Source organism: Altericroceibacterium endophyticum (assembly GCF_009827595.1).
In the GTDB taxonomy this organism is placed as follows: domain Bacteria; phylum Pseudomonadota; class Alphaproteobacteria; order Sphingomonadales; family Sphingomonadaceae; genus Altericroceibacterium; species Altericroceibacterium endophyticum.
Map to the genome: position 1 here is coordinate 340,227 of NZ_WTYT01000004.1, position 18,950 is coordinate 359,176.

The following is an 18,950-nucleotide window of genomic DNA, read 5'->3' on the forward strand; positions in this document are numbered from 1 at the left end:
AACCTCCTGCGGCCCCGCTCTATTTGATCGGAGCGCTTTTTTGTGCGGGAAACGGCGGTGTTTGGCGTTCTTAAATAGGGCGGGAATAGGAAGGTTGGCGGAGAGGGTGGGATTTAAGATTGCATTCAAGACACTGATTTTATTGTACTAAATATCGGAAAAATGGCCGATACCATATTCGGTACCACCGCGATTTTGAAGATTTTTCACAGCGATCGGCAAGCGGATTTGTCAGTTTCTGCACTGTGCTTCGCCCCTAGGGGGTGGGGTGCTGAAAAAACCCTACAAACCCTACATTGGCTGTTTTCTGCGGGTTTCAGACCCTACATTTTACCCTACCTCGACCCTACCTGATAGAGAATGACGAACCCTACATTTTGAAAATAAATATATAATAATATCAATTACATAGGGTTTCCCTAAAAATTTGTAGGGAGAATATAGGGTTTCTACTCAAAGTGATTTTTGGCAGTTTTCTGCGGGTTTCAGGTCAATTCCGCCGCATTATAGGGTTTGTAGGGTTGCAAAGCCCCCCTCCCCCAAGTTGCTGTCAGCCGAGCGCAATTCTGAAAAAGTCGGCGGCTGATCGAGTGATCCGCCCTTCTCGCTGCCGCCTCGCGACTTTTTGGGCAGCAGCGGCTCGATCACACGCCACTCGAAGTCGGTCAGATCATATCGGCTCATGTTAACGCTAAATCAGACTGTCGGGCCTGTGAAAAGCCAATACTGCAAATCGTCCTTTGAACGTGCTATCGAGGGCCGATGAGCGATGGCTATCAGGGACTAGGACCAGATGATCGGGGCGGTTGCATCGTCGCAGCAATCGTTGGGATGATCGCCCTGTTCGTCGACTTAGGCCGCATCTTTGGCGATCCGGCTCCGGGCACCGAAGACCTGTGGTGGAGGCACCTCCCGGTCCTCTTGCCGACCTGTCTGATCGTAACCATCACCTTTTTCGTCAGCAGGGCTATGTTCCGAAACCGAAAATCCGACGACTAAAAGCGGTCCGTTTATGAGTTCACAGCCTAGGTGCACGAAAATGCACGGTGACAGTGGCGGTCGGATGCCAGCACAACTCTTAGAAGGGCGCGCCCGCACGTTCTATAGGAGGATGCACGGAAAGCCGCATAAGAAGCGCGCAGGCGAGGGGGGGAGATGAGCGCCGCGCTCGGGGTCCGGCGCGCTGTGCCTTACAGGTGCTCCGCATCGCAGATGGTCTTTGTCTAACGATCGAAGTTTCATGATAAAATGATAGCCGCTTCACTAAAGACTCAACTGCCCCCTAGGCTTCAGGTCAGGAGGCGGTGTTTCGAGGCTTTCCCCCATCTCACTTCCTTGGCTTGCCGGATCAGCCGATGTTCTATATTTGTTTCACTGCAATCCGCTACAAATCTTGGCGGCAGATCGCATCGCTTGCTGCTTCGCCTGAGAGGCGACACTAAAGAGATGTCTGAGGAGTAGGTGTTTTTGCTATGGCAACACTGACGAGTTTTTGGTTCGCCTTGACCAGCTTTATTTGGGCTGCGGCCCCCGTCGCGGTGGCATATTCAGCCATGCGTATCGCAGGAGCCCAGTACGCAGGATCAGCACCGGTAGCGTTGATCCGTGAGTCTAAACGGTCATTCGAGCGCATTAAAGACGGCTCAATTGCAAACACTAATTCTATCTATGCAGTCCATTTCTGGAACCATCGTAAGTACGCGGTCGAGTTTTCGACATTAACAGTCAGAGCTAACATTCCGATTAGAGGAGGATCGTCTCAAGACGATAAGTTAGTATCTGTTAATTGGCTTGGATCGACGTATATAGCCTGCTTTGATGAAATCATCGAAGCAGGCTCTGATGACAGCTTCCTAGTATCGATAAAGCCAGAAAATGCAGGTGAGCAATTAAAGTACGTGGACCTCTCGCTGCTATATCTCGATCCCCGGTCAGGCAAACACAAGCGATTGTGGCTTCAACCGTTGGATAGCCAACGCCCACCATGGATTTTCCATCTGAACAATCAGCTAAGGCTTAGCCGCGTTGGCTGGATTAGTCAGTTCTTCCATCGTTGGGGCGGATAGATACTGCTGAAGCCCGGACAATATGACACTTGGTTAACCCGAGATTCGAACGAAGCTTTCTCCATGTGTTCACCATATTCTGGCGCGCTAGAAGTGAGTTCTTCCGCTGAGCGGTGGGGTGAGAAACAGCAACTCCTGATTTAGCACCAAAATCCGTCAAAAATTGTCACCTTAGCTACTATGCGCCAACTGCCATCTCGCGATGCACGGCGCGATGGCAGTTGGCGCATAGTAGCTGAAGATCCTCCAGCTTGCTTTGGTGGCCATCTTCCATTTCAGCCACCTGAGTTGCTTGGTGATGCGCTTCGAAGCATGCAACAGCAACGCTCTCCCCATATTCCTCGATCCAGTCACGAGAGCATTTTTCACAATGAAACGAACCATGCTTGCGAAGAAATGCTTCTTTGAATTCCGTAACCAATTGGCGGTTCCGTTCTCGTTTTAGATGCTTTGCGCGGTAAACGCTCCCTTCGATGAAGCGCCTATCCTCATCGGTTAACGTATGATCGCCCAACGCGTTATCAACTGCCTCTGACGCATCACCTGACTGGGATTTTTCAAAACCTTTATCGGCAGCTTCGTGGACAATAGTAAACCCATGCTTGCGGAGTGTGGCAAAACAAGGAGTGTTCTCTCCGCCGCGAAACTGGCTCCAGCTAACCGACTGACCACGCAAGATACTTAGCGCAAGGCCGATAATGGCCTTTGGGCGAAGCTTCGTGCCATCATCAAGCAATACTGAATAATGGGTATGCGAACCAAAATCAGGATGGATAGTGCCGGACCGAAGAGCTTCAACAGCCTCATCAAGGTGAGCCCGCGTAAGCCGCTCAAACTCACCACGCTCTATCAGTTCATGCTCCACTTTACCTGGGCCTGCTTTGCGCAAGCGAAAGCGCTGTGAGACATAAAGATACCGGGTTTCAATGAGCACCCGCTTGGTTCGGTTGCCTCCTGATTTTTCCTCAGGCTTCTGCGGCCATGCGGCGAGACGAAGTCCCACCTCGCGTGCCAGTGCATCCGGTTCAAAGTCGGCAAGCTCATCAGCTTCGAACAAGGTACGTTCTGCAGGCGGTGCTTTGTGCGCCTCGCTACTGTCGATCGCAATTCGGGTGATGGCGCCATCCTCGCAGCCACGGCGCAGAAGCAAGCGCAAGGCGCGCTGATAATCGGGGTTGCGAGGAGGCCGTCCTTCCATTGAGCCACCGCGACTGTGCAGCATTAGAGATTTCCCACTGACATCGACCCGGGCGTTCAAAATGATGTCGGCTTTCTCGCCCTCGACCCAATGCACCATGGCTGCCTCCACCCTTAGAGTGAAGAATAATCCAAACTCGAATCCCAGATTATCTGATCTTTCGAACTATCACTGTATATTTTCCAATCCTTAAAGTGAACGCCACGATTAACAGAATATGTGATTATTCCTTCTTTAATATCTAAATATCCCGCATCATAACGACCATTACTAAGTGGCATATAAATTTTATTATCAGAAACTAATATCTTTCCTCCATCTTGATATGATGAACTATCAAGACTTATTTCAGCTTTTGCATCATCTAATATCACAGCATATCCTGGCAGATGGTTGATTTCGATTACCACACCGATGCTGGTTGGGTGAGAGTCATACCTTAGCGGGACTACAAATTTGGTTTCGGAGCTTGGCGCTCCTTCCACTTGCGCGGCAAGACAGAGCACGCTGCAATTGGCGCTTAGAAAGTAGAAGAGAGATCCAACTGGCACATCTTTGATGGGGATTACCCGAAGTGGTTCAACAAGCATAAACTCTCCAACGCCTTACGAAATTTTCACCGATCCGCAATTCTATAATTCAGGCCAGTAGCATGCCCTCATTAGGCATTAGAATAATTTCTATCCGCTCGTCTTAAAGAGAGACAACCTATAAATTGGGGGAAGACGATGAACTAAAGCAACTCTAGGACGAAGACGTTAGAAGTTAGAATACCTTCGGTTTTATCACCAGCTACTCTTCGTTCTGAGAATTATGGAACTTTGCTTATGCCAGACCTACCCTCAGCCGAAGAGGTGACAAACTTAGCCATGCTACTGGCTCCAGGCTTGATTATTTTGGGCGTTCGCGCCCGCTTCAAAGATGGCAACACACCAAACTTGAAAGAAAAGTTTGCTAGCTACGCCGTGACTTCTACCGCTTATTATTCAATAATTGCCCCACTTTTCTACGTTAATTCAGGATTATTATTACCCAATTGGTTATGGACCATTTTCCATTACTTTCTTGCCCCATCTGCAACCGCTTTAATAATTGTTTTTATTGATCAGAAGGAATGGTTTTACAAGATAGCAAATCACTTTGGCTTTCGACTTGCACACCATATTCCCAGTGCGTGGGATTACGCGTTCTCAAGGCTCGACAGTGGAACCTTTATATGGATAAAACTGAGCAACGGCACAGAATATGCAGGAAAAATGGGGGAGTTTTCCTGTGCCTCTTCGAACAATTCAGAGCGTGATATTTACCTCGAAGAGGTTTGGACCATCAACGAAGGAAAGGATCCTTGGACAGAGCTATTTCCTAAGCGCGGTGTTCTTCTCTGTGGCAAAGACATTCAACGAGTTGAATTTTTTAAAGGATAAATAATGTCGGATAATAATGACGGTAAAAAGACTGAACGAAAGAATAGCGATCGCCAGTTTCTCACCGATGCACACGTCCCATTACAGAAATTATGGCAACCTGCCACCAAGGTACAGGGTGGTTACCGCCCGCCGACGAGTGAAGGAGGGACACCGCCAACCGGCGGCGGGGGCGGCAAAGAGCCAAATACCGACAAAAAGGAATAGGTAGCGGCGAATGTAGCTGAGCCCCTTTCTATTAAGCGTTGCGCCGACCAACTCTAGAGGCTCATCATTTCTTTCCTAATTATTGCTAGCCAGAAATCACCAACTCCCCCACCCGCTTCGAATTCGAGCCGATCGAATAGGTCGTGCCCACCTCTGCCATCGCGAAGCCGGCGAAGATCCGGCGCACTTGGGGGTGGTCGTTGATGCTGAGGATAAAGCGCCCCTTCAGCTGTGCCAGGCATTGGGCCATCGCCTCGAACTGGCTTCGATCGAACAAGTCTGAGCCATAGTCTTTCTCACTGCCGAAATAGGGCGGGTCGAGATAGAAGAGCGTGCGCGGCCGGTCCCAGCGTTTGATGAAGGCCTGCCAGTCTAGCCGCTCGATAATCACGCCGGCCATGCGCTCGGAAACTTCCTCCAGCATCGGCACCAACTTTGTCACATCGAAACGGCCGCCGAGCCCCGGTGCAACACCGAAACTGCGCGCGCCAGCCACCTTCCCCCCGAAGGCCAGGCGCTGCAGATATAGGAACCGTGCGGCGCGCTGCAGATCCGTCAGCGTGGTGGGGTCTTGCCGGCACAGTTTCTCAAAATTCGCGCGGCTGCTGATCTGGAAGCGGATCATCTCAACAAAGGCCAGATAATGATGCTGCAGCACGCGGAAGAGCGTGGCCACGTCCTCATTCGCGTCATTGATGACTTCGCATTTTGGGCGATGGTCGCGGCGCAGGAAAATGCCGCCCATGCCGACGAAAGGCTCAGCATAGGTGTCATGCGGGATGGCGTTGATTGTGCCGACCAAGCGCTTGGCCAGATTGCGCTTACCACCCAGCCACGGGGCGACCGGCCGCACCGGGGCGACGATTTGCAGTTCATTCATCGGGGACTCGACTCCTTAGCCATGTTCTTTATATGTTCCGCCATCTCGCGTGAGACGGCGGGACGATTCGGGCGACGATCGCGCCCGTGTCGTGGCAAGGCATGTTGCCGGGGTTCAGAGCATCCCCTTGCTCTGTCCCCCCGCCCCTTCCGGGGCAGGGTCAGGCGGCGAGTGCCGGCCCGCTGGGCTGGTGCTCTGTAAAGCGCACCACATCCCGGCCGAGCCAGTCATTCACCTCTCTCAGCCGCATCATCAGCGGCTCAATCTCATTCACGAAGAAAATATCCGCGGCGGTGCGCACATCGCCGAAACCGCCATTGTTCTGCGGGATCACACCCAGCAATTGCGGCGGCACGCGGTGCGCGGCAAGGATATCGTCCCGCGTCACATTCTTGATGTTGAAAAATTCATCCTTGGCGGCGACCTCGCTGATCGGGATCACCTGCACGCCGTCTTTCTTTCCGTTCGGCGCATGGAGGAAGAGATTGCGGAAATTGCCCTTCCCCTGCGCCTGCCGCAAAGCTTCGCGGATCTCGTCTATATCGTGGTCGGACATGCTCGGTTCGGACACGTAAAAGACAAAGCCCGCATGCGCCCCGTTCAAATAATACCGCCGGCGAAACAGGGTCGCGCTTTCATTCAGCAGCAGGCTCTGCATGGCAGAGAGATATTCGGCGCGGCCATACAGCTCCTGCGCCGGGTCATGTTCCAGCAAGTGGAAAATATGCCCCGGCGCAAAGGGGTGCGCCTCGCTCCATTTTTCGACAAACCAATATTGCCCATCGCGCCCGCGCCGCGTGTTCACGGCAAGGCTGTTCTTCAGCTCCGCCACACGCCCGGCGATATTGGGCACCAATTCCAGAAAGGCATTACCCGTCACCAGAAAATCGAGCGCGAAACGGGCAAATTCATCGCGGCTCAGCAGGCGGTGCGGGATGAAATGCTTCACCAGCAGATTGCGCTTCACGCGGATCGCGCTGCCATGATGGGCGGATGATTGCAGCATCTGCGCCAGATCACGCGGCTTTACCGGCGGTTCGTACCAGCGGCCATTCCACCAGCATTCGGAAAAGCCCAGCAGATCGCGTCGATCGAGCACGCCGACGGCGTCATCCAGCGCAAAGGCGGTTATGCCCGCTTTGGCCTCCGGCGCTTCGTCTGTGCTCATCGGTTGATCTCCACGCTGGATGTGCGGATGCCGCTGCCATCGGTTGCATCCATCGGTTCGCAATAAAGAGCGTGAAGCAGCGCCCAGGCGAGATCGCCATGGCCCGTCTCTGTGCTGCGCCGCGCTACATAGGTGAGCTGCTTCTGCCCCTTGGTTAGCTGCGGATGGATCGACATCAGCGCCCCGGCCATGTCGCTCCACCCGGCGTCGAACTGGATACGCCGGCGCGAAAAGACATTTTTTGCCTTCAGCACCATCTGCGTCTTCACCAGCGGCGAATAATCAAGCCGCCTTGCCTGGGGGAAGAATTTGCGCACCAGCTGCCACACCGCCGCGCCCATGCCGGTGCCGTCGATTGCAATCTCCGTCACCCGGTATTTGCGCGTCAGCTTGCGGATTTCCGCTGCCTGCGCTTCAAAATCCTTGCCGCGCCACTGGTGCTTTTCCAGCACGCGGAAACTGTCTTTCGCCCCCTTCGGCGGCGCGACGACAACGCAGCTTGCCTGATCGCCATCCTCGCTTTCGGCGGGATCATACCCAATCCACACTTCCCCATCACCAAAGGGCCGCAGACCATAGGGGTGGAAGTCCTTCCAGACATCCCAGCTGTCGACCATGCAGGGGCGCAGCATGGACAGCGGGAAACTGGACTGGCTGTCATCCACGAACTGGCAGAGAAACAGGTTCTCAAATTCATCCAGCGCATATTCGAGCCGCAGCTCTTCGATATCGACCAGATCAAAGCCGAGCGCGATCGCATCCTCGATCGTCACCACATGGCGCCAGATGCCATCCGCCCCCAGCTGGCCATCCTTCAGCAGACCGTGGCCGGTGGCGATCTTTACCCGGTCGGCCTTCTGCCGGCGGCGGTTGAACCGCTCCCCATTCCACATCGGATAGGCTTCATGCGCGATGGTCGAAGGGGTGGAGAAATAGGTCTTGTGATAGCGCTTCTGGGTGGAAATGGCCGAGGCGACCTTGTTGATCTGCTCAAAGCCGTGAATCCAGAAACATTCATCGATATAGACATCGCCGTGATAGCCCTGGGCCGTGCGATAATTGGTGCCCAGGAAATAGAACGTGACCGGCTCCAGCGCCTCGCCATCTTCATCCAGGCGGTGGACCACCATCGGGTCACCCGTCAGGTGCTTTTCCAGCACCGAAAAGACGAATTCGATTATATATTGGCGGAAGATATTGGCCTGCGCGCGGCTCGCCGAAATGAAGACCTGATTGTTCCCGGTTTCCAGTGCGCGGATGAAGGCTTCCCGCGCAAAATAGAACGTCGCGCCGATCTGCCGTGATTTGAGCAGCATCCGCGTGCGGCGCGACACATTGGCCCACCACACTTCCTGATAACCAAAATGGCAATCGAGGAAGGCCGCTTTGAGCTTTTCATAATCCTCCGGCGTGATGAGATTATTCGGCTCTTTTTTCTTCTTTTCGCCCTTGTTCCGGCGTGCGACCTTGGGGTTCAGATCGCCCTCATGCCCGCCCGCCTCGCCATAACGGCGCACGCGCGCCATCTTCTCGATCTGCCGCCCCAGCAGATCGATCTCCTTCATGTCGGTGCCGCTCTTCTTCTCTTTGAAGATCAGCTGATTGAGCCGCATTTCGAGGGAATCCTCGATCCGGCGGATCACCGGGTCATCATCCCATTTATCGCGCGCCTTCCACGCCTGCACCGTGTTGGCGGACAGGGTAAGTTCGGCGGCAATTTCGGTAACGCCCCAGCCCCGCCAGTAATAAGCGCGGGCAATGCGTCTCACATCATAAGGGATGACCGGCGCAGCCGGCACAGTCTCTGAATTCGCACCCATGGGCCAACCATGCTGCGCGCGCGCGGCAATTGCCGGGGCCTGCCCTTGTTATCGCTCCCAGCACAAAAGCGCCGCGTTGCGGATTTGCCGGTGAACAGGCGGAGTGCGCTCCACACACATGCCCGATCGCAGGAGCCGCCCCAATATGGCCAGGACCAAATTCTTCCGTGTCGCCGTCGAAGGCCCGACCGCCGATGGCCGCGAAATCTCGCGCGCCGATATTCAGCACATTGCCGACAGCTACAACACCGAAACCCGCACCGCGACGATCAATTGCGAGCATATTCACGGCTTCTCTCCCGAACCGCCTTTCAACAATTACGGCACGGTCGCGGCGGTGAAGACCGAAGAGGTGGATCTGCAGGTCGGCGGCAAGACCGAAAAGCGCCTTGCCCTGTTCGCCCAGTTCGACCTGAATGATCAGGCAAAGGCGCTGAACAAGGCCGGGCAGAAGCTCTTCACCAGCATCGAAATCCGGCCCGATTTCGCCAAGACCGGCAAACCCTATCTGGAAGCCGTCGCCTTCACCGACAGCCCGGCCTCGCTCGGCACCGAATTGCTCAAATTCTCCACGCGGGAAGACCGCAAGGATCACCTCTGCGTGGTCGATGAAATCACGCTGGAATTTTCCGATGAAACCGGCAGCGAAGCGGAAGCCAGCGCCATGAATTCCATGTTCCGCAAAATGTTCTCCTCCTTCCTCTCCTCCCAGCAGAAGGAAGAAACGCCCGCGCCAGCCCCTGCGTCCCCACCGTCGGCCGCCGATCCGAAACCAGACCTTGCAGCCTTCGGCGCGCAGATCTGTGACAGCTTCGACAATATGACGCGCAAATTCGCCGCCGCGCAGACGCAGGCGGAAGCTCGCATCGGCGCGCTGACGCAGCGTGTGTCGGATCTGGAAGGTGAACTGGAACAGGCCCGGCCCAATTCCTACCGCGCCCGGCCACAGGGCCGCGGCGATGCGGATCAGATCCGCGCGGATTGCTGATCCGCTTTCCGCCCCCATCCCTTCCCGCTCTTCCCGAACCGGAGCCCATTTCTCATGCGTCCTGAAACCCGCGAGCGCTTCAACGCCTATTGCGACAATATTGCCGAAATTAACCAGGTCGGCAGCGCCACCACCAAATTCTCGGTCGAGCCGTCGATCCAGCAGCGGCTGATCAACCGCAAACAGGAATCGAGCGAATTCCTCAGCCGAGTGAATATCGTACCCGTGCCCGAACTCTCGGGCGAAGTGCTCGGCCTCGGCATCAGCGGCCCGGTCACGTCCAACACTGACACCAGCGGCGGCAGGCGCCGTGAACCGACCAATCCCAACACAATGGACGGCGTCGGTTACCAGTGCCGCAAGAACAACCAGGACACGATGCTGCGCTATGACTGGCTGGATCTCTGGGCGAAATTCCCCGATTTCGAACAGCGCATTCAGCGCAATATCATCCAGCGCCAGGCACTCGATACGATCATGATCGGGCTGAACGGCACGCATTGGTCGGCCGATACCGATCTCGCCACCTATCCCAGTCTGGAAGATGTGAATGTCGGGTGGCTGCAGAAACTGCGCAATGACAAGCCCGAACATGTGCTGGATGAAGGCGAGAGAGTGGCCGGCAAGGTAACCTATGGGCCGGGCGGCGATTACGCCACGCTGGACGCGCTGGTCTATGACGCGATCAACAATCTGCTGCCCAGCTGGGCACGGCGCGACACATCGCTGCGCGCAGTTGTCAGCTGGGATCTGCTGAATGACAAATATTTCCCACTGATCAATGCAGAGCGTGAACCGACAGAGGAACTCGCCCGCGACGTGATCATGTCATCAAAGCGGCTCGGCAACCGGCAGGCGGATGAAGTCCCCTATATGCCCGAAGGCACCATCATGGTGACCCGCTATGACAACCTTTCGATTTACGAGCAGGAGGGCAAACGCCGGCGCCATATCAAAGATGAGCCGGAGGTTGATCGCATCGCCGATTACCAGTCATCCAACGATGCCTATGCGATCGAGGATTACGACTTCGCCTGTCTGATCGAGAATATCGAATACGCGGCGTAAACTCCCCGCCGCGTCACCGGGGAGGGTTATTCGTCGGACCCTCCCCACCCTCTACCAGATCGCAGGAAAACTCCATGTCCCTTGCCCGCAAAAGCAAACTCGCCAAGCTCCAGCAACGCGAACAGCCTCAGCCCATCGGCGAAGTCGGCAACCCGCAATATCGCACGGCTCCGCCTGCCCCATCCTTTGCCGGCGCAGACCCCCTCGCCCGTTCGGCGGATAGCCCGGCGCGCCGCCACAAACAGGCCAAGCTGGCCGATATGGCCGTGCGCAGCGCCGCCGCCGCGCATGTCGCGCCCGAACGGCAAACCGAAGGTTCCGCCCATTCCGAGTATGAATTGCTGATGGCTGCGCTGGGGGAAGATCTGCGCCGGCTGAAGGACATTCAGTCAACCGAAGGCAAGATCGCCGCCAAGCGGGAAATGATCGACCGCTATGATGCGCATGTCGATGCCACGCTCAGCGCCGCGATGGAAAGCGGCCGTGCGGTGCAGGATGAACTGCTCACCCATATGATGATCTGGCGTTTCGATATTGATGATTTTGATCGCGGACTGGACATTGCCGAACATGTGCTGCGCTTCGGCCTTCGCCTGCCCGAACGGTTCCGCAGAACGGCCGGTGTGGTGATTACGGAAGAGGTAGCGGAAAAGGCGATTGCCGCGCTGCGTCTCAACCGTGATTTCCCGCTGGAAGTGCTTCAGCGAACCATGCAGCTGACCGCCGATGAAGACATGCCCGATGAAGTGCGGGCCAAGCTGGAAAAGGCCACCGGCCAGCAGCTACAACGTATCGCCGTCGCGTCGGAAAGCGACCCGGAAAGCAGCCCGGCCGGGGCAGCGCATGCCGCGCGGCGCAGCGCGCTTTCCCATTTGCAGCGCGCGCTGGAGCTGGACGACAAATGCGGCGTCAAAAAGGATATTGAACGCCTGTATGCCCGGCTGCGCAAGGATGACGCCGCAGACGCAAAGACCGCTGAAACTCAGGATTAACCGTCTCGCCCACCGGCGCCGGGGGGCGGTGAGGGATCAGGGCCGCAAATCTTCAAAGCCCGTGATCCCGATCCCCACCCCCCAATTTTTCAAAGGAGGAAACTCTGTCCGGCTTCATTTCCTCCCCCGCTGCGCCCGCATCTCCCGATGGCGCGATGCTGGCCTGCGGCCCCTTCTGGCCCGATCTCGACCTCAACCATTTTCGTGACAGCCAGCGGATCGGTGGGACGCTGATCCCCGAAACGCGCGTGGCCGATGCGCTGATGGGCGGCGTGATCGCGGTCGACCGCGAATTGCAGCTCTGGCGGGCAAAGCAGGAACTGGCTGGCTTCACTACGCTGGCCACCATCCCTTCCCCCGCCATCGGCGCGGAAACCCGCCTGATGCGCCTCTGGCGGCGCGCGGTGTTTGCCTATGCCACGGCTGACCTGGTGGAAACGCACCGCGATGTGACCGCCACTGGCACCGGGCAGGCCGCTGGCGCCGAACTGGATCAACGGGCTGAAGATCACCGGCGCAACGCCACTCATGCCATTCGCGATATTCTGGGCAAGACGCGCACCACGGTGGATCTGATCTGATGGCCGAAACCTTCACCGCCACCGCCCGGCAGGATGAAACGCTCGATGAATTATGCTGGCGCGTGCTCGGCCAGACCGAAAGGGTCACTGAACAGGCGCTCACCCTCAATCGCAATCTGGCTGATCAGGGCGAATTGCTACGCGAAGGGCAGGAGGTGATACTGCCGATCGTCACCGCCCTGCAAGTGCCCACCCGCAAGGTGATCCAGCTGTGGGACTAATCCTGTGAAAAAGCCAAACAGCCTTCGCGCCCATCTGACCGCCGCCCTGCCCGAGCTGGCGCGCGATCCGGACGCGCTGGATATCTATGTCACGGGCGGGTCGCTCGCAATGCGGTGCGGAGGCAATCTTGGGTTTGAACAGCGCTACACCATGCATGTGGTGCTGCTCGATTATCGCGGGGAACCCGAACAGCTCTTTCTCCCCCTGTCGCTCTGGCTGCGGCATCATCAGGGCGATCTGCTGCTCGATCCGCAGGGCGCGCAGGAGAATATCCGCTTTCAGGTCGATCTGCGCGACAATCAGGCCGTCGATGTCGCGCTGAACTTCCCGGTTACGGAAGCGGTGGATGTCCTGCCCGATGATTCCGGTGGATATCGCCTTTCGGTGCGGGAGGAAGCCCCCTTCCCCGATCAGCCGCCGCTTTCCGATCCGCTCAGCCTGCTGCGCCAGATCTGGGCACCGGGCGGCGAACAGGCAACATTCCTCACCGGACACCCAGGCGAATAATGGCGGAGATTAACGGCGATCTGGCCGAGCTGGAAGCAATCACCGGCGGAATGTTGAAGGCGCTCGAGCCGCGTGAACGCCGCCGCCTGTTCCGCCGGGTGGCGACGGCCATGCGAAAGCAGAACCGCGCCCGCATCCGCAAACAGCGCAATCCCGATGGATCACGCTTCGCCCCGCGCAAACCCGCGCCCGAACCGATCATCGGCAATTATGCGGTGAAATTCCTCTATCCCTCCTCCGGCAGCGGCGCGCCCCGTCTCGCCTTCATGAAAAGCTGGGAGAAACAGGGGCCGATCTTCACCGGCTACGATATCGAAGCTGGTGGCCTCCGCAGCTTCGAATACGCCAAGGTCATCAAATGGCTGCCCGTTTCGGTGAAGGATGAAAACACAAGCGCCGGCACTATCCGCCGCCGCCGCACCATTCGCCAGCGCGCCATGTTCCGCAAGATCACAAGGCGAATGTTCACCGGGCAAAGCGACCATGAGGCATGGATCGGCTTTGGCGGCATGGTGGCCAGCGTGGCGGAAGTGCACCAGTTCGGCCTGCGCGATCGCCCGGCCCGCCATGCGCGTGAAGTGCGCTATGCCAGGCGCGAACTGCTGGGCATGACCGCCGCCGATCGAGAGGATCTGCTCGATGCGGTTCTGGAGCACCTTACGGAGAAAGTGTAGACTGACGCTCTGCGGCCAATTTAGTAGGTATTTGCAGACGTCAGCGACTGCCCTGCCGCGCCTCGCATCGCTCAACCATGCCTTTCGCCACCTTGTAGCGCTCATTCGCTTTGTCGAGCTGGCCGGTCTGCGCATCGCCGAAGATCATCCATTCCCCGACGGTCCGTCCCTCCGGCATCGGCGCACCTGCCACGCCGTCATCCCATTCAGGGGGCAGGAGTGAACTGCACGCAAGTGGCCGAGCCGCGATAGGCATCACGCCGGCACAGGCTGAGCAAAGCAGCGTTGCGGGCAGGATCGGCAACAGGCGCATCGGCCCCTTCGGCATTGAGAATGACATCGGCATTTTCCTGTGTGATCCGGTCGATCGCGCTTTCCGCGCTCGCCTGCGCGCCAAGGCTTGCCACCGCATCGCGGCCACTCGCCATAGCGGCTTCGGCACTGTCTTGCTGAAGCCGCGCTTCGGCGCGTGCCTGCCGCGCATTCTGTGAGACGCGGGAAAGCCAGAGCGTTGCTCCCGCAATGGCCAGCGCTGCAAGCAGCACGATGGCGAGGCGCGCCGGCAGGCTCACGAAGCGGCCTCATCCGCGCAGCGTGCAATCGGCACATTGCCAAGCCGGTGATCCACCCAGCCCGGCATGAAGCTTTCAAACTTGCTATCATTGCGGGCGAGCGAAAGATAATGTGCCGCCTGCTGCGCATCGACCAGCTTCAGCACCAGCTCGCAGGCTTTCTCCTTTCCGCGCTTGCGTGCCAGCGCGTCATAGGCGGCCATGGTGGCCGGCCCGATCGCACAGTCTTCCGTGATGTTGGCATAATCGCGCTGCTGCCGGTTGAGGGCATTGAGCGCGCTCTGCAGATAGCAAGATGGCCGACGCGGGCCGAGATTGACGCCGGCATCGATCACTTCCTCACCCAGCGCCGTGCTGCGCGCCACGATCCGGTCAAAGCCCGGCTTCACGACATATTTGTCGCCATAGATCGTGATCACGCGGTTGCGCGGCAGGCTGGCCATATCTCCGGTGAAGCCATCTGACCGAGCGACCTCTTCGGTCACGCCAAATCGGGTTGCGCCGCCGGGGTCATCCTCGTGATCGACGAAATCGCCTTCCATGCTGATGACGCCGCCAATGATCAGCGCGATCGCCGCTGCCAGCACGCCGCCTTTCTTCAGGCCGGAACCGCGCGGCTCAGCCATTACGGCCACCCACTTTGCGCTGCTTCACCAGACGCGAAATGATCGCCAGCGCAAAAACCGCAAAACCGATCAGCGCCTCGATCCGGTCGGGCACATAATGGCGCAGCGCTGGCGGTGCCAGATTGAGGACATAGAGCAGCGCCGTGGGATCGAACCAGACCCATGCCATGATGGCCAGGCCGATCGCATTCAGCTTCACGCTCCAGTAACGCCACGCATCGCGCCATTCTTCGATCAGATCAATTTTCACGCAGGATCTCCTGATTACCGCCCAGCACCAGATCGAGCTTGGTTTCGATCCGAGCGAGACGGTCGATGGAATCATCACGGCTAGTTTTCAGCGTGCTGATCTCGGCGGAGTTCTGTTGGACAGCCTGCCAGACAATGCCGGCGGAAAAGATGATGCTGCCCGCGCTCGAAAGGAGCGCAAAGACCACGCCCCATTCGAGCTTCGTCAGCACGATATTGCGGTTAAGTTCAGCCATGGAAGCACCATGGTGAAATGCCCGGCGCGATCGATCACCTGCTCTTGTGATCGGCGAGACAACAAGCAGTCAGTGCAAGGATTATGACTCAGCAGTTATGCCCGCACGCACTCCTGCGTAGCGGAATTGAATAAAAGCTGCCGTTCCTTATACGACAACATTGCTGACGTTGATCGGCTCTGTCACTCTTCAGGAATGAATCTAAATCGCTTCGTCCTGACCACGGTTTGTCTCTTTACCACGGCATGTGTGGGAGAGAACGGTTCGAACCAGACCATGATCAGTACAATCGAAAGCACCGTTGCCCTACCCACAGAGGCAGCACCACTTACATCTTACGAGCGCTATTATGCGCTGGGCCCAGATGGAATTGTCATCGGCGTTTACGCTAACCATGACGCAAAAGATCGTCGCGAGATTCTCCAATTCTGTGAGACTTTAGACGAAAGACCATTCCCTTGTCCGATCGGTCAGGGAGGTCTGCGCTTGGCAAAAGCAGGTGAAAGCGTTTGGATAAGTGACTTTAAGGATTTGCCTGGCATGAGCGGAGGCGGTTGCGGCCAAATCACCGTGGAATATGAAACGGCAAATAAGCGGTTTTTAAGGGTAGAGTGCAGCGGGCCACATTAGTCGAAGGTCCGTCTCCAACGACTTTTCAGTCTTTTGCTCGATTTCTGCACACCCGAATGTGAGCTTACCAAAAGCTGCTATTCCGCTAACGACGACATTGCAGACATCACGATCCAATGCGAAAAGCGCCTATGGGGCGACGCAGTTTAACAGACGAAGAACGGCATTTTAGAAGGATTGGATCCGGCATTCCATTCTCGCGCTGGTGGCCAGCAGTCGGGGTATTTTTCGGCGTTCTTATCGCTGCACTGAACGCTGACTATGTTACAACCTGCACTGGGATACCGTTGGACGAATTCAGTGCACGGCGAGCAGCAAGTATCGCCATGTTGTTCGCCTACCCCTGTAGCCCATATCTTTTGCAGGACGGAGTTGAAGGCTGGCTGGTAATTTTGATCCTTTGGGCGCCTTGGCCGTTCGCATTCGTTAACTGGCGCTGGGCGAGGCGTCAGCGAAAGTTTTGGCATGGCGAAAGGTCGCGTGAGGCAGAACGCCGCGAGGCGAAACGCGATGCAAAGACGCTCGATCGCAGATGACCGCTTTCCACGAATTCCCGCCATTCATCATTCTAAGGCTCAACCGCAGTAAGCAGATCCGTCAGCGCCTCAGCCGCCGCCGCCTCGTCCGGAAAGCGCAGGCAGTGCTGGGGATAGCCACCGGCAAATTCGCAAGCCGGAGTCGCCGGCCGGATCACATAGCCCGCCGCATCGAGCGCGGCGAGCAGCTCTTCGGAAATGCGGTCCTGCGGCACATTGATATGCACGCCCGGTTCGCTGCCGGTGACGATCGGAAAGCCGTTCTCATCGGTTTCGGTGTCGCTGTAGGTCGCAATGGTGATGCGGGTCATATAGCCGGGGAGCTTCATGACAGGCTCCCTTCCACCATATCTTCGATTTCAGCTCGCGAGAACGTGCCTCGCCGGAACATTACTCGTTGAATGTTGGACAGAGCAGGCAGTGAGCCGCTTGATTGTTGACCCAAGGAAATGCTCGAAATCCCCGAAGGCCACGATTCTGTAGCTGGGTTGGACCACCAAAAAGAGCCTTCCTGACAATTGCCAACTCGATAAACGCCGCCTTGCCGTGATAAAGCCAAAATAGACTTTACGCCCACTGCTGAGCGTCCGTCATTCACTACTCCCGCAGTAAGCTGCACACCCTCGGAAAACACGCGAAAGGCTGGACGTCCATCGGGCAGCCACAACAAAACAACTCTGTTGTTGAGAGTCCCATCGTCAAATTGCCCTAAGACTTGGCTGCCCCCTACTTCAAATGGGTCTGCTTCAATCCAGAGAACGAAATCATCGTCTTCTGTGATTGGCGAGTCATAGGCCAACTCTTGCGCCGTGATGCTGGCGGCTGTGCCAAATGTCGGAATGATTGGAAAAGGTGAACTCCCCGGAGTCATCCATAGCGCGTAAAGGTCGACGTACTCACCTACCACATTACTTTCTGGTCCTACGCCAAAGGTGGCGTCTTGAAACTCAGATGTGTTTTCGAAAGTCGCCCATATCAATGTCTTACCATCAGCAAGTTCAATAAAGGCTGCGTCTAAAACGGAGGTTACTGATCCTTGAAAGAGCTGGGTGGCACCGTTAGACGAAAACTGGACTCTCGCATTGTCACCGGGTGATTGCGAATCGTCATACCATTGAAGCCGGGCCTGCCCGGAACTTCCGAACTCTATGATAGCGCCAATCGCAAATATGCTAACGCCATCAGGGAGAGTCGCCCTTTCAGTACTAGTCCGCGAATAAGAATAGCCCTCACTGGCGAGTCGGACAGGACTGAGAAACACATCATCGGGCGGGAGTGCAGTTTTGGTGCAGGTTGACGGCAGATTGAAAGGCGTGAACGTTTGAGAAGCCATCGCGGTTAGCGGCCCATAGAACAGCGCACCTCGGCCCGGCAGGATGACCGGCTCGTGACTCTTGAAGTGATGCAGCCTGCCATTCGCGTCGATGTCCCAACATTCACCAGCGCGATAACTGGTGGCGCTAACGCGTTTCAGGACGACGTTTTCGAGATAGACATCATTCGGATTGCCGACAGATATGCGTTTGAAACCCAGCGATCCGGCTGTCCGAATGTCATACGTCTCGAACCCTCCATCGAGTATTTTGACGATTGATTTGCTGGCAGAGAATTGCAGATACGCCGCGCCACCAGTCAGGGTTTCGGCATCGACGGAGAGCACGAACCGAGAGCCAACAGGCAGGCCAGCAGGGTCTTGAGCCAAAATAGCGTAATCACCGTCGGGAGCGTACATCCGTGCACGCCCATCCACCACGCTGGTGACAGACGTGCCTTCATCATTGATGCCCCACCCGTTCAGGCCATCGCTGAAATCGCCATTGACGATCAGATTGCCCGAAAGCGGGATGGCGAAGTCGCGGGTGAGATGGCTGCCAGAGCGGTACCACCCGTGCGCAAAATCGAGAGCGAAGTCAGCATCACCCAAAGGCACCTTCTCGCGCGTAAGATCGCGCGATGCCAGCGATCCGGACGCAGGATAGAAGCCCATCATGCGATGAAGGCCAGCGCCACCCGGCCTGCAGACTGGCCGCGCAGCCAGATATGTTCCGCCGCGCAGTCAACGGCCATATGACGTGTCAGATGCACACCAGCAGTCAGATCATCGGGCATATCATCCTGCAGTGCCACGAAGAGCAGCTGCCCCGAACGGAACAAGCTTTCGATCATGCAGGCGCGATTGGCGAGTTCCGGCCGCACAGCGGCAAGATCAATCCATTCGGTGCCAATATCCTGAGAAGGAAGGGTTTCGACGATCATGGGCGCAGCCTCGATAGAGTGGAAATGCACGCCACATTTGCGCGCGCGCG

25 protein-coding genes are annotated in these 18,950 nt (G+C 56.8%); 11 read left to right on the top strand and 14 right to left on the bottom strand.

Translation table 11 applies throughout. The features are described 5' to 3' along the window. Positions 1-504: 504 nt before the first annotated feature. Positions 505-684: a hypothetical protein gene (locus GRI91_RS16140; RefSeq protein ID WP_237437820.1), complete on the bottom strand. Its 180-nt coding sequence runs from the start codon at positions 682-684 to the stop codon at positions 505-507. Positions 685-762: 78 nt separating this feature from the next. Between GRI91_RS16140 and GRI91_RS10705 the strand changes: the two genes are divergently transcribed. Then, positions 763-999, top strand: a complete 237-nt coding sequence (locus GRI91_RS10705) for a hypothetical protein (protein ID WP_160736656.1) — start codon at positions 763-765, stop codon at positions 997-999. A 473-nt stretch (positions 1,000-1,472) separates the two neighbouring features. Next, the gene (locus GRI91_RS10710; RefSeq protein ID WP_160736657.1) at positions 1,473-2,066 is read left to right on the top strand and encodes a hypothetical protein; all 594 of its coding nucleotides are present in this window, start codon (positions 1,473-1,475) and stop codon (positions 2,064-2,066) included. A 178-nt stretch (positions 2,067-2,244) separates the two neighbouring features. Here GRI91_RS10710 and GRI91_RS10715 read toward each other — a convergent pair whose 3' ends face one another. Together GRI91_RS10715 and GRI91_RS10720 are read right to left on the bottom strand one after the other, a co-directional pair. Continuing rightward, on the bottom strand, positions 2,245-3,363 hold the full coding sequence (locus tag GRI91_RS10715; protein WP_160736658.1) for a ScoMcrA-related endonuclease: 1,119 nt from the start codon (positions 3,361-3,363) through the stop codon (positions 2,245-2,247). 14 nt (positions 3,364-3,377) lie between these two features. Next, positions 3,378-3,854 carry a hypothetical protein gene (locus GRI91_RS10720; protein ID WP_160736659.1) on the bottom strand — a complete coding sequence of 159 codons (477 nt, stop codon included), beginning with the start codon at positions 3,852-3,854 and terminating at the stop codon, positions 3,378-3,380. Positions 3,855-4,091: 237 nt separating this feature from the next. On the opposite strand from GRI91_RS10720, the gene GRI91_RS10725 reads away from it, so the two are divergent. Both GRI91_RS10725 and GRI91_RS10730 read left to right on the top strand, forming a co-directional pair. After that, positions 4,092-4,688 (top strand): DUF6338 family protein, encoded by a 597-nt coding sequence (locus GRI91_RS10725; protein ID WP_160736660.1) that lies wholly within the window; start codon positions 4,092-4,094, stop codon positions 4,686-4,688. A 3-nt stretch (positions 4,689-4,691) separates the two neighbouring features. Further along, complete coding sequence (locus GRI91_RS10730; RefSeq protein ID WP_160736661.1) at positions 4,692-4,895, top strand: hypothetical protein; 204 nt, start codon at positions 4,692-4,694, stop codon at positions 4,893-4,895. Positions 4,896-4,980: 85 nt separating this feature from the next. Here GRI91_RS10730 and GRI91_RS10735 read toward each other — a convergent pair whose 3' ends face one another. The 3 genes from GRI91_RS10735 to GRI91_RS10745 all read right to left on the bottom strand — a co-directional run bounded on the left by GRI91_RS10735 (position 4,981) and on the right by GRI91_RS10745 (position 8,763). Then, complete coding sequence (locus tag GRI91_RS10735) at positions 4,981-5,775, bottom strand: DNA adenine methylase (protein ID WP_160736662.1); 795 nt, start codon at positions 5,773-5,775, stop codon at positions 4,981-4,983. Positions 5,776-5,935: 160 nt separating this feature from the next. Next, positions 5,936-6,943, bottom strand: a complete 1,008-nt coding sequence (locus GRI91_RS10740) for a phage portal protein (RefSeq protein WP_160736663.1) — start codon at positions 6,941-6,943, stop codon at positions 5,936-5,938. Beyond that, complete coding sequence (locus GRI91_RS10745; RefSeq protein ID WP_160736664.1) at positions 6,940-8,763, bottom strand: terminase large subunit domain-containing protein; 1,824 nt, start codon at positions 8,761-8,763, stop codon at positions 6,940-6,942. Before GRI91_RS10745 ends, GRI91_RS10740 begins: the two co-directional genes overlap by 4 nt. 145 nt (positions 8,764-8,908) lie before the next feature. Between GRI91_RS10745 and GRI91_RS10750 the strand changes: the two genes are divergently transcribed. The 7 genes from GRI91_RS10750 to GRI91_RS10780 all read left to right on the top strand — a co-directional run bounded on the left by GRI91_RS10750 (position 8,909) and on the right by GRI91_RS10780 (position 13,795). Beyond that, positions 8,909-9,751: a GPO family capsid scaffolding protein gene (locus tag GRI91_RS10750; RefSeq protein WP_160736665.1), complete on the top strand. Its 843-nt coding sequence runs from the start codon at positions 8,909-8,911 to the stop codon at positions 9,749-9,751. A 54-nt stretch (positions 9,752-9,805) separates the two neighbouring features. Next, positions 9,806-10,819, top strand: a complete 1,014-nt coding sequence (locus GRI91_RS10755) for a phage major capsid protein, P2 family (RefSeq protein WP_160736666.1) — start codon at positions 9,806-9,808, stop codon at positions 10,817-10,819. Positions 10,820-10,893: 74 nt separating this feature from the next. Then, entirely contained in the window at positions 10,894-11,811 is a 918-nt protein-coding gene (gene gpM / locus GRI91_RS10760) for a phage terminase small subunit (protein ID WP_160736667.1), read from the top strand. 155 nt (positions 11,812-11,966) lie between these two features. After that, positions 11,967-12,392 (top strand): head completion/stabilization protein, encoded by a 426-nt coding sequence (locus GRI91_RS10765; RefSeq protein ID WP_160736668.1) that lies wholly within the window; start codon positions 11,967-11,969, stop codon positions 12,390-12,392. Next, positions 12,392-12,613, top strand: coding sequence for a tail protein X (locus GRI91_RS10770; RefSeq protein WP_160736669.1), 222 nt, complete (start codon positions 12,392-12,394; stop codon positions 12,611-12,613). Before GRI91_RS10765 ends, GRI91_RS10770 begins: the two co-directional genes overlap by 1 nt. Positions 12,614-12,617: 4 nt before the next feature. Further along, complete coding sequence (locus tag GRI91_RS10775) at positions 12,618-13,121, top strand: phage tail protein (protein ID WP_160736670.1); 504 nt, start codon at positions 12,618-12,620, stop codon at positions 13,119-13,121. Continuing rightward, on the top strand, positions 13,121-13,795 hold the full coding sequence (locus tag GRI91_RS10780) for a phage virion morphogenesis protein (protein ID WP_202385557.1): 675 nt from the start codon (positions 13,121-13,123) through the stop codon (positions 13,793-13,795). Before GRI91_RS10775 ends, GRI91_RS10780 begins: the two co-directional genes overlap by 1 nt. Before the next feature lie 40 nt (positions 13,796-13,835). On the opposite strand, the gene GRI91_RS10785 is transcribed toward GRI91_RS10780, so the two are convergent. The 8 genes from GRI91_RS10785 to GRI91_RS10820 all read right to left on the bottom strand — a co-directional run bounded on the left by GRI91_RS10785 (position 13,836) and on the right by GRI91_RS10820 (position 18,900). Then, positions 13,836-13,988 carry a hypothetical protein gene (locus tag GRI91_RS10785; protein ID WP_160736671.1) on the bottom strand — a complete coding sequence of 51 codons (153 nt, stop codon included), beginning with the start codon at positions 13,986-13,988 and terminating at the stop codon, positions 13,836-13,838. Between the two features lie 13 nt (positions 13,989-14,001). Next, positions 14,002-14,367: a hypothetical protein gene (locus GRI91_RS10790; protein ID WP_160736672.1), complete on the bottom strand. Its 366-nt coding sequence runs from the start codon at positions 14,365-14,367 to the stop codon at positions 14,002-14,004. Beyond that, a complete protein-coding gene (locus tag GRI91_RS10795) occupies positions 14,364-14,993 on the bottom strand; it encodes a glycoside hydrolase family 108 protein (RefSeq protein WP_160736673.1) in 630 nt (209 codons plus the stop codon). The genes GRI91_RS10790 and GRI91_RS10795 overlap by 4 nt, the downstream gene beginning before the upstream one ends. Next, entirely contained in the window at positions 14,986-15,243 is a 258-nt protein-coding gene (locus tag GRI91_RS10800; RefSeq protein WP_160736674.1) for a DUF7940 domain-containing protein, read from the bottom strand. Before GRI91_RS10800 ends, GRI91_RS10795 begins: the two co-directional genes overlap by 8 nt. Then, positions 15,233-15,478, bottom strand: a complete 246-nt coding sequence (locus tag GRI91_RS10805) for a hypothetical protein (protein WP_160736675.1) — start codon at positions 15,476-15,478, stop codon at positions 15,233-15,235. Before GRI91_RS10805 ends, GRI91_RS10800 begins: the two co-directional genes overlap by 11 nt. A 1,198-nt stretch (positions 15,479-16,676) precedes the next feature. Beyond that, positions 16,677-16,973, bottom strand: a complete 297-nt coding sequence (locus tag GRI91_RS10810) for a hypothetical protein (protein WP_160736676.1) — start codon at positions 16,971-16,973, stop codon at positions 16,677-16,679. Beyond that, on the bottom strand, positions 16,970-18,634 hold the full coding sequence (locus GRI91_RS10815) for a hypothetical protein (RefSeq protein ID WP_160736677.1): 1,665 nt from the start codon (positions 18,632-18,634) through the stop codon (positions 16,970-16,972). Before GRI91_RS10815 ends, GRI91_RS10810 begins: the two co-directional genes overlap by 4 nt. Next, positions 18,631-18,900: a hypothetical protein gene (locus tag GRI91_RS10820; RefSeq protein ID WP_160736678.1), complete on the bottom strand. Its 270-nt coding sequence runs from the start codon at positions 18,898-18,900 to the stop codon at positions 18,631-18,633. The genes GRI91_RS10815 and GRI91_RS10820 overlap by 4 nt, the downstream gene beginning before the upstream one ends. Positions 18,901-18,950: the final 50 nt, after the last annotated feature.

What these genes read in the sequence shown, in the direction of transcription:
- GRI91_RS10780 (WP_202385557.1), top strand. Translation starts at nt 13,121, where the DNA reads ATGGCGGAGATTAACGGCGATCTGGCCGAGCTGGAAGCAATCACCGGC.
- GRI91_RS10705 (WP_160736656.1), top strand. Translation starts at nt 763, where the DNA reads ATGAGCGATGGCTATCAGGGACTAGGACCAGATGATCGGGGCGGTTGC.
- GRI91_RS10720 (WP_160736659.1), bottom strand. Translation starts at nt 3,854, where the DNA reads ATGCTTGTTGAACCACTTCGGGTAATCCCCATCAAAGATGTGCCAGTT.
- GRI91_RS10750 (WP_160736665.1), top strand. Translation starts at nt 8,909, where the DNA reads ATGGCCAGGACCAAATTCTTCCGTGTCGCCGTCGAAGGCCCGACCGCC.
- GRI91_RS10810 (WP_160736676.1), bottom strand. Translation starts at nt 16,973, where the DNA reads ATGAAGCTCCCCGGCTATATGACCCGCATCACCATTGCGACCTACAGC.
- GRI91_RS10820 (WP_160736678.1), bottom strand. Translation starts at nt 18,900, where the DNA reads ATGATCGTCGAAACCCTTCCTTCTCAGGATATTGGCACCGAATGGATT.
- GRI91_RS10735 (WP_160736662.1), bottom strand. Translation starts at nt 5,775, where the DNA reads ATGAATGAACTGCAAATCGTCGCCCCGGTGCGGCCGGTCGCCCCGTGG.
- GRI91_RS10745 (WP_160736664.1), bottom strand. Translation starts at nt 8,763, where the DNA reads ATGGGTGCGAATTCAGAGACTGTGCCGGCTGCGCCGGTCATCCCTTAT.
- GRI91_RS10710 (WP_160736657.1), top strand. Translation starts at nt 1,473, where the DNA reads ATGGCAACACTGACGAGTTTTTGGTTCGCCTTGACCAGCTTTATTTGG.
- GRI91_RS10715 (WP_160736658.1), bottom strand. Translation starts at nt 3,363, where the DNA reads ATGGTGCATTGGGTCGAGGGCGAGAAAGCCGACATCATTTTGAACGCC.
- gpM (WP_160736667.1), top strand. Translation starts at nt 10,894, where the DNA reads ATGTCCCTTGCCCGCAAAAGCAAACTCGCCAAGCTCCAGCAACGCGAA.
- GRI91_RS10740 (WP_160736663.1), bottom strand. Translation starts at nt 6,943, where the DNA reads ATGAGCACAGACGAAGCGCCGGAGGCCAAAGCGGGCATAACCGCCTTT.
- GRI91_RS10815 (WP_160736677.1), bottom strand. Translation starts at nt 18,634, where the DNA reads ATGATGGGCTTCTATCCTGCGTCCGGATCGCTGGCATCGCGCGATCTT.
- GRI91_RS10730 (WP_160736661.1), top strand. Translation starts at nt 4,692, where the DNA reads ATGTCGGATAATAATGACGGTAAAAAGACTGAACGAAAGAATAGCGAT.
- GRI91_RS10805 (WP_160736675.1), bottom strand. Translation starts at nt 15,478, where the DNA reads ATGGCTGAACTTAACCGCAATATCGTGCTGACGAAGCTCGAATGGGGC.
- GRI91_RS10755 (WP_160736666.1), top strand. Translation starts at nt 9,806, where the DNA reads ATGCGTCCTGAAACCCGCGAGCGCTTCAACGCCTATTGCGACAATATT.
- GRI91_RS10765 (WP_160736668.1), top strand. Translation starts at nt 11,967, where the DNA reads ATGCTGGCCTGCGGCCCCTTCTGGCCCGATCTCGACCTCAACCATTTT.
- GRI91_RS10725 (WP_160736660.1), top strand. Translation starts at nt 4,092, where the DNA reads ATGCCAGACCTACCCTCAGCCGAAGAGGTGACAAACTTAGCCATGCTA.
- GRI91_RS10770 (WP_160736669.1), top strand. Translation starts at nt 12,392, where the DNA reads ATGGCCGAAACCTTCACCGCCACCGCCCGGCAGGATGAAACGCTCGAT.
- GRI91_RS10795 (WP_160736673.1), bottom strand. Translation starts at nt 14,993, where the DNA reads ATGGCTGAGCCGCGCGGTTCCGGCCTGAAGAAAGGCGGCGTGCTGGCA.
- GRI91_RS16140 (WP_237437820.1), bottom strand. Translation starts at nt 684, where the DNA reads ATGAGCCGATATGATCTGACCGACTTCGAGTGGCGTGTGATCGAGCCG.